The following is a 15465-nucleotide window of genomic DNA, read 5'->3' as shown; positions in this document are numbered from 1 at the left end:
CGCCATCCCCGAGAACGAGGAACGACCCCGCATGAGCATGACCCCGGAGCAGGCCACCTGGTTCGCCGACGTCGCAGGCCGCATCGTGACCAACGTCGAGCAGGTGCTCCTCGGGAAGACGTTCGTGATCCGCCTCGCGGTGACGGCGATGCTCAGCGAGGGCCACCTGCTCCTCGAGGACGTCCCCGGTACAGGCAAGACGAGCTTGGCGCGGGCGATGGCGCAGAGCGTGCAGGGGACGACGAACCGCATCCAGTTCACCCCCGACCTGCTGCCCGGCGACATCACCGGCATCAGTGTCTACGACCAGCGCACGCAGGAGTTCGACTTCCACCGCGGCCCGGTCTTCGCGAACATCGTGCTCGCCGACGAGATCAACCGTGCGAGCCCGAAGACGCAGTCGGCCCTGCTCGAGGCGATGGAGGAGTCGGCGATCACGGTCGACGGCGTGAACCACCGTCTGGCGGCTCCGTTCATGGTCATCGCGACGCAGAACCCCATCGAGCAGGCCGGCACGTACCGTCTGCCCGAGGCGCAGCTCGACCGGTTCCTCATGAAGACCTCGATCGGCTACCCCGACCACGCCGCCACCGTGAAGATCCTCGAGACCTCGTCGGCTCCGTCGGCATCGGTTCCGCTCGCGAGCGTCGTGCCCGCGGCGACGATCACCGAGATGGCCGCGCTGGCCCGCACGGTGCACGTCGACGCCGTCATCGCCGACTACGTCGCACGGTTGGTCGACGCGACGCGTTCGGCCAGCGAGGTCCGCCTGGGCGTCAGCGTCCGCGGCGCGATGGGCCTCATCCGTTCGGCACGCGTGCTCGCGGCGCTGAGCGGCCGCCACTACGTCACGCCGGACGACGTCAAGGCCCTCGCCGTCCCGGTGCTCGCGCACCGCCTGGTGCTCGACGCCGAGGCGGAGTTCGACGGTGTCAGCGCGCCGAGCGTCATCGCACAGCTGCTGGTGGAGACGCCGCCGCCGGCCGACCGAGTCACGACGTGACGGACCGCCGGCCCGTCTCCACGCGCTCACGCCGTCCGTCCTCGACGCGGTCGCGTCGCGGGTCGACGGCGTACGAGCGCACGGGGACGGTCGCCGGCCTGACCAACGTCCGCTCGCGGATCGTCGGTGACCGCGAAGGCGTCGCCGCGGATGCGGTCGTCGGGATCGTCCGGGTCTGGGCAACGGCCTGGAGGCTCGTCAAGCGTTCCTGGGGCGAGGTCTCGTCCGTCGTCACCGGGCTCGGGTGGACGGTCGCGGCCCTCACGCTCGTCGCGTTCGTGGCCGGCTACCGGTTCGGCCTGCGCGAGATCGTCGTCGTCGGGTTCGCGGGAGCGGTACTCGTCGTCGTCGCCGCGATCGCGCTCATCGGTCGCACGCGGCTGGTGATCCGGATGCGCCTGCCGCAGCACCGCGTGGCGGTCGGCGACGAGGCCGGCGTGGTGGTCACGGCGGAGAACCCGACGCGTCTGCCCTCGGTGCCGACGACGGTCGAGGTGCCGGTCGGCCCGGGGCTCGTCGACGTCGCGATCCCGGCGATCGGCGCGCACGGCACGTTCGAGCAGCTGGTGCCCGTACCGACCGTGCGCCGCGGCGTGCTCGACGTGGGTCCGGTCACCGGTGTCCGCGCCGACCCTGTCGGTCTCGTCCGCCGCGAGGTCGTCTGGACCGCACGCGAACAGGTCATCGTGCACCCGCGCACGATCGCGATCCCGTCGACGAGCACCGGGCTGGTGCGCGACCTCGAGGGGCAGGCGACCACCGACCTGTCGCCGGCCGACATCGCGTTCCACGCCATCCGCGAGTACATGCCGGGTGACGACCCCCGCACCATCCACTGGAAGTCGACGGCGAAGTCGGGCGCGCTGATGGTGCGCCAGTTCGAGGACACGCGCCGCTCGCACCTGGTCGTGGCGCTCGGCATCGCCCGGTCGGAGTTCGGGGACGACGAGGAGTTCGAGCTCGCGGTGAGCGCTGCGGCCTCGCTCGGTGCCCGTGCGATCCGCGACGGCCGAGAGGTCTCGGTCGTGGTGTCGGAACGCACCCCGGAGTTCGCGAAGCGTGCCGTCTACGCGGTGAGGACCCTGCCGACGGTCACCCCGACGCGACTGCTCGACGACTTCGCCTCGGTCGGACTCGCCGATGCCTGCCTGCCCATCGCCGAGGTCTCCCGGATCGTCGGCAGCGACACCGAGGGCATCTCGGTGGCGTTCCTGGTCGTCGGTTCGACGATCGGGCTGCCGGCGCTCCGGCTCGCGGCGACGCGCTTCCCCGTCGGGGTCGAGGTCGTCGCGGTGATCTGCGAGCCCGAAGCGCAGCCACGGTTCCTGCGGGTCGCGGGCCTGACCGTGATGACCATCGGCTACCTGGACGACCTCCGGCACGCCCTGCACCGATCGGCCGCCGCGTGAGCGCCCCTCCGGTGGCCACGCCGACGCCGCCCGCGGAGCGTGCCCGTCGGTCGACCCGGCGTTCCGATCGACGCGATGCCCGGCGGCTCGTGCCGTTCCGTCTGGCCGGCGGGACCCTCGTCGTGTGGCTCCTGCTCGCGATCGCGAGTGTGTCGTGGTGGCCGGTCTACCGCGACGACTCGATGATCGTCGCGGCGGTGACCGCGATCGCGTTCGGCACCCTCGTCGCCCTCGTCGGCGCGGTCCTGCGGCTGCCGCTGGTCGTGGTGGCGATCGCGACGGTGGCGGCGTTCACGCTCGCCGGTGTACCCGCCGCCGTGCCCGGTCAGGCCAACGGGGTCCTGCCGACGGGCCCGGGCCTGCTCGCGCTGTTCGCCGGCGTCGCGCTGGGGTGGAAGCAGCTGGTGACCATCAGCCTGCCGGTCGGCTCGTACGAGGCGCTCCTCGTGCCGTACTTCGTGACGCTCCTCGTCGCCACGGTGACGGCCGTGAGCGTGGCGACCCGTGCCTCCAGGCAGGAACTCGCGAGCATCCCGGCACTGGTGCTGTTCGCGATCGGGGTGGTCGTCGGACCGAGCCGGCTGGACACGTCGATCGTGACGGCCGTCGTGCTCGTCGCCGTCGCGCTCGTGTGGGCGCTGACGGTGCGGCACGCACGTCGCGCGGTCGCCGTGGCGACCACGATCGGGTCGCCGGTGCCGATCGCTCGGTCCGTCGTGCGCCCCGCGCTCGTCGGCACGGGGACGATCGTCGCGGCGGCCGTCGTCGCCACGGGTCTCGGGCTGGTCGCGCCACCGGCCAACGAGCGCACCGTCGCCCGCACGGACGTCGTGAAGCCGTTCGACCCCCGCGACTACGTCAGCCCGCTGAGCGGCTTCCGCGCGTACGAGGAACAGAGCGCGGCGGACACCGCACAGCTCCGGGTCACCGGACTGCCGGAGAACGGGTTCGTGCGCATCGCGACGCTCGACACCTACGACGGCGTGGTCTACCGCGTCGGCGGGCCGGACGGCTCCTCGTCGTCGGGCACCTTCGAGCGCGTGCCGACGTCGGTCGACGTCCGTGGCGTGGACGGCACCACGGTGCGCGTGGGGGTGACCGTCGACGGCTACAGCGGGGTCTGGCTGCCGACGGTGGGGGACCTGGAGCGCGTCGACTTCACCGGGACCGACGCCGACGACGAGCGCGGTTCCTTCTTCTACAACGGCTCGACGCAGACGGGCGCCGTGGTCGGCGGTGTCCGCGAAGGCACTTCCTACGACCTGACCGCCGTGGTCCCCGACCAGCCGACGGACGAGCAACTCGCGGCCGCCCGCCCGGGCAGTGCCGCGGTCCCGACGGCGCGCGACGTGCCGGACGCCGTCCGCGAGACGGTCGAGGCGACGACCGACGCCGATGCGACTTCTGGTGCGAAGCTCGTCGCGGTGATCCAGGCGCTCAAGCGCAACGGGTACGTCAGCCACGGCGTCGGTGACGACCGGATGAGCCGTTCGGGGCACGGCGCCGACCGCATCCAGGAGCTCCTGACGTCGCCGCTGATGATCGGCGACCAGGAGCAGTACGCCGCCGCAGCAGCGCTGATGGCCGACGAGCTCGGGTTCCCGGCGCGGGTGGTCATGGGCTTCACCGCAGGCGGCGACTCGGGGTCCGGCGGAGCGTCGGCGAGCGGGGGCGCCACGACGTTCCGCGGCTCGGACGTCACCGCGCGCATCGAGGTCGACACCGCGCAGTGGGGGTGGGTGATGCTCAACCCCAACCCGAGTGTCCGCGAGATCCCGAACGAGCAGCAGCAGACGCCGCAGCCGGTGACCCGTCCCGAGACCGTCGTGCCGCCGCCTCCCGTCGACCAGCAGGACCAGGACCAGCAGGCGCCGCCGCAGAGCGATCGGAACACGCCGCCCGTGCAGCCGCTGTGGTTGCAGATCCTGCTCGCAGCGCTGCCGTGGGTGCTCGGCGCACTGGGGCTGATCGCCCTCGTGCTCCTGCCGTTCGGGGTGATCGTCCTGCTGAAGCGGGTCCGCCGCCGACGGCGCCGTCGTGCTCCGACGCCGCGCGGTCGCATCGTCGGGGCCTGGGACGAGTACCGCGATGCGCTCCTCGACCGTGGGCACGACGTGGCCGGATCGGCCACACGACGCGAGACCGTGACCGGCGCTCCGGGTGAGGGCGGGACCGGACTGGCCGCCCTCGCCGACCGGGCGGTGTTCGGACCGAGCGACGTCGACCAGGCCGCCGCCGACCGGATGTGGTCGGCGACGGACGATGCGGTGGGGACCCTGCGCGCCGGTCGGACGCGCCGTGAGCGGTTCCGCACCGCCGTGTCGCTCCGGTCCCTGCGGGGACCCGAACGGCCGCGCGCCACCACCGGTCAGGGCTCGGCGAGACGCGGTGACTACGATGGCCGGAGGCCTGACGAGCGTCGTGGACGGCCGAGTGAGGACAGAGGCAGACCGTGATCAGATGCGAACACTGTGGATCGATGCTCCCGGAGGGGGCGATCTTCTGCGGTGAGTGCGGACGCGCGGTGACCGCCGGAGCGAGCCGCCGGCCGGTCGCTCCGACCCCCGTCGAGCAGGCGCCGCCACCGCCCCTGCAGCAGCCCGACTCCCACGGACGTCGCTCCGACCCTGCGGCCGACGCGTGGTTGCCCGAGTCGACCCTCGACCCCGCCACCCGCGCCTGGCTGACCGGTGCCGACCGCCGCAGCACCGAACCCCCGACCGCGGTGCCCGTGCAACGCCCCGACGACCTCGCCCCGCGCGAGGCACCGTCGCACGTGCACGGAGCGGGCTCCGGCCTCGGCGACTGGTCGAACGCGGCCGCGCAGCCCGACGCCGTCCCCGCCCAGGACGAACCGCCACTGGACCCGGACGCCTACCGCTCCGAGCCCGCCGACGCCCTCGCCGACGACCCCGAGCGGACCCGGTTGGCTCCCGTCGAGGACCGTCCCGTGACCCCGCCGGCCGCTGACGAGGCGCCGGCACCCGTGTGGGCGCCGCCGGTCGCTCCGGCCCCGTCCGCGGCTCCGGCAGGCCCGTCCTGGTGGGTCGGTCGCGGCGCCACAACCGATGCCGGAGCTGATCCGGCTCCCGTCGTGCCGCCGGTCCCGAGTGCACCGACCGTCGCTGACGACACGCCCCGTGACACGTCCCACGACACGCCAGACGACACCGCGGCGTCCCCGCACGCGACGGACGACGCAGCCGTGCACGCCGACACCGACGGTGCTGACGACACGACGTCCACCCGCTCCGGCGAGCCCGTGCAGGACGGTGCGCTCGGACAACCGACCGCAGCCGTGCCCGTCGTCTCGCCGCCGCAGCCGGGGGACACCGCCGTCGTCGAGCCCCTGATCGACCGCCGACCGCCGCGGCCCGCGCCGCTCGTGACGCCGGGCATGCACGCCACGACCATCTGCCACGTCTGCGGCAACCGCCTCGAGCCCGACGACATCTTCTGCGGCGAGTGCGGAGCAGTCCGCCCCGCCGTGACCGCCGCGTTCACCGGACCGGTCGTACCGCTGCCGATGGCGCGTCCGGACTGGGCGACCGAGCACTCCGGCGTGGAGTCGGCCGGCGCCGGCGGGTCGTCGTCGACCGACGTGCCGGACGACGAGATCCCGGTCGATGCGCCTGCGGACGATCAAGCCTCGAGCGACGAGACCGGGTCCGGCGAGACCGGGTCCGACGAGGACGGGTCCGTCGAGGACGTGGCCGACGAGACCGCCGCCGACGACGAGTCGGCCCTGCCGGACAGCGAAGCCTCGCGCCCGGGTGGCCGTCCCCGCGGCGCACACGCGGCGCCGGTGACCGAGCCGACCGAGCCCGGGGACGCGGCACCGCACGGAGAACCGCAGGACTCCGAACGGTCCTGGGCCCCGCCGGCGCAGGCCCCGCTCGCCGCGCCGCTGCCTCCGGTCCCCGGGGCGACGGCACCCGAGCTCCCGCTCCCGCCGTCGGACCGTCCCGAGGCCAGTGCGGACGCCGACGAGCTCGACGAGGACGTCGACGAGACCCGCATCGTCTCGAAGACCCCGACGCGCGCGCCGTTCCTGCTGCACTTCAGCACGGGCGAGCGGTTCGGGGTGCACGGCACCGGCCTGCTCGGTCGTCTGCCTCGTCCGCAGCCGGGGGAGCGCTACGACGACCTGCTGACCGTCCACGACCCGGGCAAGTCGGTGTCGAAGACCCACCTCGAGCTCGGCCGCGACGGTGACGACCTGTGGGTGTCCGACCGGTTCTCCGGCAACGGCACCGTCGTCCGCCACATCGACGGTTCGATCCGTCGCTGCGAGCCCGGCCGTCGGTACCGCGTGGAGCGCGGGGCTCGGGTGGACATCGGCGAGCAGTTCTTCCTCGTGCAGTAGCGCTGCCGGACTTCTCCACAGATCGGTCGTCGTCGCCCCGGAGACGCCGCCGTCCTGCTGCGATGGAGGCATGACCCCGTTCGCTGCTCGGTGCGTCCTGGTCGGGACCGCCGTCGTGCTCGTCCTCGCCGGGGTGTTCGCGCCCCTCGATGGCGCCTCCCGTGCGGTGGTGTTCGCAGCCGCCGGGTGCTGCGCGGTGCTCGACGTCCTGCTGCACCGGTCCGGCGCAGGCGGGCCCCGCGAACCGGAGTCGCTGTCCGGCGACTACTCCGCAGCGGCGTTCGAGTCCCACTGTCCGAGCGCACCAGGACGGCTCCTGCTCGGCCACGGCTCGGACGGTGTGCCGTGGGAGACCGACACGACCGGTCACGTCGTGGTCGTCGGCACCGGGGCACTCGCCGCCGCGGTGTTCCGGGCGATCGCCGAACAGCTCCGCGCCACCGCCGATCCGTGGGACGACCTCCGCGCAGCCGGCAGACCCGGAAGACCCGCTGGCGACGGTCCGGCGCTGCCCGACGGCGCGACACTGCCCGACGGCGCGACGCTGCCCGACGGCACGGCGGTGCTCGCTCGCCTCGACCGCTCCGGACGTCCGAGCGGCACGGTCGTGCTCGTCCCGGGACTCGGCGCGATGCCACGGCTGTGGGACGCCGCGGTCGAGGTCACCCGCTACGGCTGCACCGTCCGTCGCCCACCCGGCCGACGCGGTGTGACGCTCAAACCGGTGCTCCCGGTGCTCCCGGTACTGCCGGAGCTCGTCGGATGACGGCCTCAGCGCAGGCCGGCGCCGACCCGGACCGCGCCGACCGGCACACCACCGCCGAGCACCTGTTCACCCGTCGCCGCCAGGACATCGGCCACGCCGTCGGCGCCCACCAGCCCGTTCCGCTGCAGCAGGGCGAGCGCTGCGAGGGTGCCCGCGCGCTGTGACCCGTCCAGCACCTTCACCGCGACCGCGGCCCCACCGGGCAGCCCCATCACCATGACGCCCTCGGCCCCGAGCTTCGCCAGGACCTGCAGCCGCTCGATCGTGACGGTGTTGGCCCGCCCGACCCCGTCGATCGCCCACGGGTGCGCCAGGACGGCGTCGGTCAGCGCCGCGGAGTCGTCGTCGGCCCGGGCGACGACGCCGGCGAACCCGCGTGCCAGTCCGGTGAGCGTGAGCGGGAAGACGGGAGCGCCGCAGCCGTCGGTGCCGACCAGGTCGACCGTCTCGTGCGTGTACTCCTCGACCACCGAGCGGACTCGCTGCTGCATCGGGTGCTCGATGTCCAGGTACGTCGCCTCGTCCCACCCGTTGACGCGGCAGGCGGCGAGCATGCCGGCGTGCTTGCCCGAGCAGTTCATCGCCAGGCGCCGGGGGCCGTCCATCGTCCGGCCGGTCGCTCGGTCGAAGGGCATGTCCGGCGGGCATCCGAGGTCGGCCTCGACGTGGTCGAACGACTCGAGCATGTGCAGCGCGAGGGCCTGGTGCGCGACGGTACCGGCGTGGCTCGCGGTCGTGAGGACGAGTTCCTCGTCGGAGAACCGGGCACCGGCGCCGCGGACGGCGAGGGCCTGGAACGGCTTCATCGTCGAGCGCGGGTAGATGCTGGCTGCGACGTCGCCGACCGAGTCGACCACGGCACCCGCGGAGTCGACCACGACCCCGGCGCCGATGTGCCGGCTCTCGTCGAACCCCGACCGGTCGAGGACCGCGAGTTCGACCGACCCGTCGGCGGTGAGAGGATGGCGATCAGTGCGGACTTCGTGGCTCACCGTCATGCCGCCATGCTAGCCAGGGCGGACGACCGCCAGTGACGCCGACGAAGGGGCAGCACCCGTGCAGGACCACACTTACGAGGTCTCCGTCAGCTGGACGGGAGACCGCGGCACCGGCACGTCCGGCTACCGCGACTACGGGCGCGACCACGTCGTCTCGGCGGTCGGCAAGCCCGACGTGGCCGGCTCGGCCGACCCCACGTTCCGCGGTGACCGCGACCGCTGGAACCCGGAGGAACTCGTCGTCGCCGCGTTGGCCCAGTGCCACATGCTCAGCTACCTGCACGTCGCGGTGACCCAGGGCTTCACCGTCGTCGACTACCGCGACACGGCCACTGCGTCGCTGAACCTGAACCGCGACGGCTCGGGCGAGCTCACCGGTGCGACGCTGCACCCGGTCGTGACGATCCTCGAGGCAGACCGGGTGGCCGATGCCGAAGCCGCGCACGCCACGGCGAACCAGCTCTGCTTCATCGCCCGGTCGGTGTCGTTCCCGGTGCACCACGAGGCCCAGACCGTCGTCCGTGCTGCGACATTGGCAGGGGACTCTTCAGCAGGTGGGGCAGACTAGGTTCCCGTGAAGCGTCTGCGCCTGCTCCCGATCGCCCTCGTCCCCGCCGTCGTGCTGGGACTCGCCGCATGCTCCGGCTCCGGTTCGGACGGGTCCACGGCCTCGCCGACCCCGACCGCCAGTGCGACCGCCTCGGCGATCACGTCCTGCCCGGACCCCGGCAAGGCCTCTGACTCGATCCGAGCGACCGGCTCGTTCGGCGGCGCGAAGGCCCCGACGGTCAAGTTCGCGGCCGGTCTGTCGGCGAAGACGCCGCAGGCCACGAAGCTCATCTCGGGCAAGGGCGCGTCGTTGGACGAGGGCGACTACGCCCAGGTGTCGTACACGGTCTACGAGGCCAAGGACGCCAAGAAGCTCGGCACCGTCGGTTTCGACGAGGGCAACCCGCAGGTCCTGTCCGTCGGTGGATCGGGCTTCGGAGCCCTGCTCGCCTGCTCGAAGGTGGGCGACCGTGTGGCAGCGGTGGGGCAGTCCTCGGCGCTCGGCTTCAACACCGGTGGCGAGATCGTCGTGGTCGCGGACGTGGTCGCGCAGACCCCCACCAAGGCGAGCGGCACCCCGCAGGACCAGGACCCCGGCCTGCCGACGGTCAAGGACAAGGCAGCCGGCGAGCCGGAGATCACGATCCCCGACGGCGTGAAGGCCCCGACCAAGACGACCGTCGAGGTCCTCAAGCAGGGCGACGGCGCGTCCATCGCCGACGGTGACACCGCCCTCGTGCAGTACAAGGGCGTCGTCTACAGCACCGGCAAGGAGTTCGACTCCTCGTGGTCGAAGGGCGCCCCGACGACCTTCACGGTCTCCGAGAGCGCACTCATCAAGGGTTTCGTCACGGGGCTCGTCGGCCAGAAGGTCGGCTCGCAGGTGCTGATCGTCGCCACGCCGGAGGACGCCTACGGCGCGACTCCTCGCGAAGGCTCGGGCATCCCGAAGAACGCCACGCTCGTCTTCGTCGTCGACATCCTCGCGAAGGGCTGAGCGCCGAAGTCGACACGACGTGAAGAGGCCGACCACTGACAACAGTGGTCGGCCTCTTCCGTCCTACGACAGCAGTCAGCGGCTCACCTTGGTGACCGTGACAGCTTTCGTCCACGTCACCGAGGCACCTGCTCGATACTCGTAGGCCATCCCGTTCGATGCCCAGAAACTCGTCCGTCGACTTCCGGACTTCACGCCGGTGACCCCTCTCCACGTGCCGGTCTTCGTTCCGGTACCGGTCAAGCCGTACGGCCCGCCCGACGAACGGAGCATGCATGCGCTGGTGCTGGTGCATCCGGGTCCCACCGGCGTGAGCGCACGTGATCGAACGCTCATTGCCGCGAGGATGTCTCCGGTGTCTGGATCGGCCAGGGCCTCGACGGGAGCTGCGCCCTGCATCACGGCATCGATCTCCGCATGCGACTGGGTCCCCCGCAGATCGGTCAGTACCGCGAGTGTGGTCGGCGCGGGAGTTGTTGCGTTCGCTGCCGTCGGCAGCGCTCCGATCCCCAACACCACGATCACGGCAGCGGCAACTGTGTTCTTCATCGACATCGTTCATCCCCTCCTGAGGTTGCGTCGTCACCATAGTGGCCGTGAAGTGCGGTGTGCAACATACTGCACGCGTCGAGCCCGCAGATAGGGTTGGCGCCGTGGACACCCTTGAAAGACGACGCATCGTCGTCCTCGGCAGCACCGGCTCGATCGGCACGCAGGCGCTCGACGTCGTCGCCCGCAACCCCGACCGGTTCGAGGTCGTCGGTCTGACCGCCGGTAGCAACCGCACCTTGGTCGCCGAGCAGGCCGCACGGTTCGGCGTGCGCGACACGGCGTTCGGGGCGCAGGACTCCGAACGGCTCGTCCGCGGCGTCGAGGCCGACGTCGTCCTGAACGGCATCACGGGGTCGGTCGGCCTCGGGCCGACGCTCGCGGTGCTCGAGACCGGTTCGACCCTGGCGCTCGCCAACAAGGAGAGCCTCATCGTGGGCGGTTCCCTGGTGCAGCAGGCTGCAGCGCCGGGCCAGATCGTCCCCGTGGACAGTGAGCACTCGGCGATCGCGCAGGCGCTCCGCTCCGGTGCCGACACCGAGGTGCAGCGGCTCGTCCTCACGGCGAGCGGCGGTCCGTTCCGCGGCCGCACCCGCGAGCAGCTCCGCGACGTCACCCCGGCGCAGGCGCTGGCGCACCCCACGTGGGACATGGGACTCGTCGTCACGACGAACTCCGCCACGCTCGTCAACAAGGGACTCGAGGTCATCGAGGCCCACCTGCTCTTCGGCGTGCCGTACGACCGCATCGAGGTCACGGTGCACGCGCAGTCGATCGTGCACTCGATGGTCGAGTTCGTCGACGGCTCCACCATCGCGCAGGCCTCGCCGCCGGACATGCGTCTGCCGATCGCGCTCGGCCTGGCATGGCCGGACCGCGTGCCCGGGGTCGGCGTGCCGCTCGACTGGACCACGGCGAGCACCTGGACCTTCGAGCCGCTCGACGCCGACGCGTTCGGCGCCGTCGCCCTCGCGAAGCGTGTCGGTGAACTCGGCGGGACCTTCCCGGCCGTCTTCAACGCGGCGAACGAGCAGGCCGTGGCCGCGTTCCACGCGGGCGCCATCGGTTTCCTCGACATCGTCGACACGGTCGAGCGCGTCGTCGAGGAGCACACCGCGGGTGAGCCGTCACTCGACGGCGTGCTCGCTGCGGAGCTCTGGGCCCGCGCCGCGGCGGACCGCGCGCTGACCCGCTGACGCGATCCGCGCCTCCCGTCCGTCGCCTGGTCACCACGTGACGGACTGGGCCCACACCGCCGGTTCCGGCGCGACGCGCCAGCGGCGGGACGGCCGTGCCGGTGGGGAGAGGCTCAGATCACCTCTCAGACGGCGCTCGGCTCCGTCATGGCAAGCGTCCCGTACCCTTTCCCGGTGACCGTCGAATCCGTCCTGCTCTTCGTCCTCGGCGTGGTCGTCTTCATCATCGGCCTGCTGGTCTCGATCGGACTCCACGAGCTGGGGCACCTGTCCTTCGCGAAGCTGTTCAACGTCAAGGTGACGCAGTACTCGCTGGGGTTCGGCAAGGCCATGTGGTCGTTCAAGCGGGGTGAGACCGAGTACGGCATCCGCCCGATCCTGCTCGGCGGCTACATCTCGATGGTCGGCATGCTCAAGCCGCGTGCCTCCGGCCGCCCGAGCGCGATCACGAACACCGGCATGTACGGCGCGTTCGTGCAGGACGCCCGCCAGGCCAGCGCGGAGCAGATCGCGGACTCCGGCGGTGACGACTCCCGCGCCTTCTACCGGCTCACCCCGTGGAAGCGCATCATCGTGATGGTCGCTGGCCCCGCGATGAACCTGGTGATCGGGATCGTGCTGTTCGGCGTGCTGCTGTGCGGCTTCGGGTCGCCGACCACGACGTTCACGTCGAGCGTCGACTGTGTCCTGCCGACCAGCCAGACGACCGAGTGCACCTCGGGCGATGCGGAGTCGCCGGCGAAGCAGGCCGGTATCGCGTCGGGCGACGTCGTGCTGTCGGTGAACGGTGAGCAGGACCCGACCATCGCGCGCGTCTCCGAGGTCTTCCAGAAGTCGGCCGGCGAGCAGGTGACGGTCGTCGTCGAGCGTGACGGTGCCCGGAAGACGCTCGAGATCACCCCGACGACCGCCACCCGCGACGTCTACGACGCCGAGGGCAAGGTCGTCACGAACGACGACGGCACGACGAAGACCCAGCGGGTCGGTGTCGTCGGCGTCAGCATCGGGCAGTCGCTCGTGCGGCAGTCGCCGGCCGAGGTCCTGCCCGCGACGGGTGCGCAGATCGCCGCGTCGGCGCACCTCATCATCGACCTGCCGCAGCGCCTGGTCGCCGTCTGGAACGCGGCGTTCGGCGCACAGGAGCGGTCGCAGGACAGCCCCGTGTCGGTCGTCGGCGTCGGCCGCGCGATCGGCGAGGTCTCGTCGATGAGCGGCGTGCCGGTGGTCGACAAGGCGTACACGATCCTCGGGCTGCTGGCCTCGCTGAACATCGGCCTGTTCGTGCTGAACATGGTGCCGCTGCTGCCGCTCGACGGCGGGCACATCGCCGGCGCCCTGTGGGAGGCGATCAAGCGACGGTCCTTCAAGCTCGTCGGCAAGGCGGACCCGGGCCCCATCGACCTGGCGAAGACGATGCCGCTCACGATGGTCGTCGTGGTGCTGCTGGCGGGGATGAGCGCGCTGCTGATCTACGCCGACATCGTGCGGCCCGTGAACCTGTTCGGGTAGTCGCTGCGGCGCTACGCTCAGCGGATGAGCACAGCGCCCACGAACTCCGGGCCCACCACCGCCGCGCCCGAGGTCCGCACCGTCGAACGGCAGGGCCTCGACGTCATCGCCGAGTCCGACCGCAAGGGCACCCCGCGGGGACTGTTCTGGCCGTGGTTCGCGGCGAACATCTCCGTCCTCGGCATCGCCTACGGGTCCTTCGTGGTCGGCTTCGGCATCTCGTTCTGGCAGGCCACCGTCGTCTCGATCATCGGGGTGGTGTTCTCGTTCCTGCTGTGCGGCGTCGTCGCGATCGCCGGCAAGCGCGGGTCGGCGCCGACGATGGTGCTGAGCCGCGCGGCCTTCGGGGTCCGCGGGAACCGGGTGCCCTCGTTCCTCAGCTGGATCCTCACCGTCGGGTGGGAGACCGCCCTCGCCGCACTGGCGGTCCTCGCGACCTCGACGGTGTTCACCGAGCTCGGCTGGGACGGCGGGGTGCTGACGAAGGTCGTCGCCCTCGTCGTGGTCGCCGCGCTCGTGGTCGGGGCCGGCGTCGCGGGCTTCGACGTGATCATGCGCCTGCAGACCTGGATCACGGTCATCACGGGGGTGCTCACGGTCGTCTACGTCGTGCTCGCGGTGCCGTCCATCGACTTCGCCGCGATCGCCGCGATGCCGACGGGCAGTGCCCAGCAGTTCATCGGTGCGCTCGTGCTCGTGATGACCGGCTTCGGGCTGGGCTGGGTGAACGCCGCTGCCGACTACTCGCGGTACCTGCCGCGCTCGGCGTCGACCGGGGGAGTCGTCGGGTGGACGACCTTCGGCGGGGCGCTCGCACCGGCGATCCTCGTGGTCTTCGGTGTCCTGCTCGCCGGCTCCTCGCCGGACCTGAGCGCGGCGATCGGTGCCGACCCGATCGGCGCGCTCACCACGATCCTGCCGGTGTGGTTCCTGATCCCGTTCGCCCTCGTGGCGATCCTCGGCCTGGTGGGCGGTGCTGTCCTCGACATCTACTCGTCGGGCCTCGCGCTGCTGAGCGTCGGCGTGAAGATCCCGCGGCCGGTCGCCGCCGGGGTCGACGGTGTGTTCATGGTGGCGGGTGCGATCTACATCGCCTTCTTCGCGACGGACTTCGTCGGCCCGTTCCAGGCGTTCCTCATCACCCTCGGCGTCCCGATCGCCGCCTGGGCCGGCATCTTCGTCGCCGACGTCCTGCTGCGGCGCACGGCCTACGCCGAAGGCGAGCTCGACGACCGTCGCGGCCGCTACGGCGACGTCCGGTGGGGCGCGATCGCCCTGGTGGCGGTCGGCACGGCGCTCGGATGGGGCCTCGTCACGCTGGCGTCACCGGCGTGGCTGTCGTGGCAGGGCTACCTGCTCGGGCCGTTCGGCCTCGGCGGACGCGACGGCGCCTGGGCCTACGCGAACCTCGGTGTGCTGGTCGCCCTCGTCGTCGGGTTCCTCGGCACCCTGCTGTTCGCCCGGGGCTCCGTCCGGCGCCAGGAAGCACAGCGGTGAGCGCAACGGGGAGCGAAGCAGTGAGCACGTCAGGGACCACGGGCGTCCCCGACGACGCCTGGCTCGTCGTCATCGACATGCAGCAGGTCTTCACGGGGGAGTCACCGTGGGCCGCGCCGCGGTACGACCACGCCGGAGTGGGCATCGAGCGTCTGCTGCCCCGGTTCACCGGACGCACGGTGTTCACCCGGTTCGTCGCGCCCCAGCGCCCGCAGGGCGCCTGGGTGCCGTACTACCGCGAGTGGCCCTTCGCCCTCGTGCCGGACGCCGACCCGCTGTACGCGCTGACCGAGCCCTTCGCGAGTGCGGCAGGGGACCGGAACGACCCCGTCGTGACCGAGCCGACGTTCGGCAAGTGGGGGACGGGCCTCCAGGCCGTCGTCGGCGACCACCCGCACCTGGTGCTCACGGGCGTGTCGACCGACTGCTGCGTGCTGTCGACCGCCCTGGCGGCGGCGGACGCCGGAGCGACCGTGACGGTCGTCGCGGACGCCTGCGCCGGGGCGAGCGACGCGGACCACGAGCGGGCGCTCGACGCGATGCGGCTGTACGCGCCGCTCATCACCGTGGTGGTCAGCGCCGCCCGGCTCTGAGCGTCCGGTGTGACCGGGCCGGGACGCTCGGAG

The 15465-nt window shown here is 72.2% G+C and carries 13 protein-coding genes; 11 read left to right on the top strand and 2 right to left on the bottom strand.

All coding sequences use genetic code 11. The features are described from left to right. The first annotated feature begins 31 nt into the window (after positions 1-31). From ACIPV1_RS04155 to ACIPV1_RS04135, 5 genes are all read left to right on the top strand, one after another. Positions 32-1003 carry a MoxR family ATPase gene (locus ACIPV1_RS04155; RefSeq protein WP_123294288.1) on the top strand — a complete coding sequence of 324 codons (972 nt, stop codon included), beginning with the start codon at positions 32-34 and terminating at the stop codon, positions 1001-1003. After that, on the top strand, positions 1000-2412 hold the full coding sequence (locus ACIPV1_RS04150; protein ID WP_123339739.1) for a DUF58 domain-containing protein: 1413 nt from the start codon (positions 1000-1002) through the stop codon (positions 2410-2412). The genes ACIPV1_RS04155 and ACIPV1_RS04150 overlap by 4 nt, the downstream gene beginning before the upstream one ends. Beyond that, a complete protein-coding gene (locus ACIPV1_RS04145; RefSeq protein ID WP_123937776.1) occupies positions 2409-4868 on the top strand; it encodes a DUF3488 domain-containing protein in 2460 nt (819 codons plus the stop codon). Before ACIPV1_RS04150 ends, ACIPV1_RS04145 begins: the two co-directional genes overlap by 4 nt. A 23-nt stretch (positions 4869-4891) precedes the next feature. Beyond that, positions 4892-6778: an FHA domain-containing protein gene (locus ACIPV1_RS04140; protein WP_123937777.1), complete on the top strand. Its 1887-nt coding sequence runs from the start codon at positions 4892-4894 to the stop codon at positions 6776-6778. A 70-nt stretch (positions 6779-6848) separates the two neighbouring features. Next, complete coding sequence (locus ACIPV1_RS04135; RefSeq protein ID WP_402725795.1) at positions 6849-7544, top strand: hypothetical protein; 696 nt, start codon at positions 6849-6851, stop codon at positions 7542-7544. 5 nt (positions 7545-7549) lie between these two features. On the opposite strand, the gene ACIPV1_RS04130 is transcribed toward ACIPV1_RS04135, so the two are convergent. Beyond that, positions 7550-8542 (bottom strand): asparaginase, encoded by a 993-nt coding sequence (locus tag ACIPV1_RS04130; RefSeq protein ID WP_123294292.1) that lies wholly within the window; start codon positions 8540-8542, stop codon positions 7550-7552. Positions 8543-8600: 58 nt separating this feature from the next. On the opposite strand from ACIPV1_RS04130, the gene ACIPV1_RS04125 reads away from it, so the two are divergent. Together ACIPV1_RS04125 and ACIPV1_RS04120 are read left to right on the top strand one after the other, a co-directional pair. Beyond that, positions 8601-9110, top strand: a complete 510-nt coding sequence (locus ACIPV1_RS04125) for an OsmC family protein (RefSeq protein WP_123294293.1) — start codon at positions 8601-8603, stop codon at positions 9108-9110. Between the two features lie 6 nt (positions 9111-9116). Continuing rightward, entirely contained in the window at positions 9117-10088 is a 972-nt protein-coding gene (locus tag ACIPV1_RS04120; protein ID WP_402725794.1) for an FKBP-type peptidyl-prolyl cis-trans isomerase, read from the top strand. A gap of 75 nt (positions 10089-10163) precedes the next feature. Here ACIPV1_RS04120 and ACIPV1_RS04115 read toward each other — a convergent pair whose 3' ends face one another. Next, positions 10164-10643 (bottom strand): hypothetical protein, encoded by a 480-nt coding sequence (locus tag ACIPV1_RS04115; protein ID WP_402725793.1) that lies wholly within the window; start codon positions 10641-10643, stop codon positions 10164-10166. A 98-nt stretch (positions 10644-10741) separates the two neighbouring features. On the opposite strand from ACIPV1_RS04115, the gene dxr reads away from it, so the two are divergent. The 4 genes from dxr (at position 10742) to ACIPV1_RS04095 (ending at position 15432) form a co-directional block, all read left to right on the top strand. After that, a complete protein-coding gene (gene dxr / locus ACIPV1_RS04110) occupies positions 10742-11833 on the top strand; it encodes a 1-deoxy-D-xylulose-5-phosphate reductoisomerase (protein ID WP_402725792.1) in 1092 nt (363 codons plus the stop codon). A 174-nt stretch (positions 11834-12007) separates the two neighbouring features. Next, positions 12008-13342 carry an RIP metalloprotease gene (locus tag ACIPV1_RS04105; protein ID WP_185021068.1) on the top strand — a complete coding sequence of 445 codons (1335 nt, stop codon included), beginning with the start codon at positions 12008-12010 and terminating at the stop codon, positions 13340-13342. A gap of 24 nt (positions 13343-13366) precedes the next feature. Beyond that, the gene (locus tag ACIPV1_RS04100) at positions 13367-14839 is read left to right on the top strand and encodes a purine-cytosine permease family protein (RefSeq protein WP_402725791.1); all 1473 of its coding nucleotides are present in this window, start codon (positions 13367-13369) and stop codon (positions 14837-14839) included. Between the two features lie 20 nt (positions 14840-14859). Then, positions 14860-15432 carry a cysteine hydrolase family protein gene (locus ACIPV1_RS04095; protein WP_402725790.1) on the top strand — a complete coding sequence of 191 codons (573 nt, stop codon included), beginning with the start codon at positions 14860-14862 and terminating at the stop codon, positions 15430-15432. Positions 15433-15465 lie beyond the last annotated feature (33 nt).

The sequence above is a fragment of the Curtobacterium sp. NPDC089991 genome (assembly GCF_044748425.1).
Taxonomy (GTDB): domain Bacteria; phylum Actinomycetota; class Actinomycetes; order Actinomycetales; family Microbacteriaceae; genus Curtobacterium.
The sequence above is the reverse complement of the archived record's forward strand: the minus strand, read 5'-3'. Positions and strand labels throughout refer to the sequence as shown.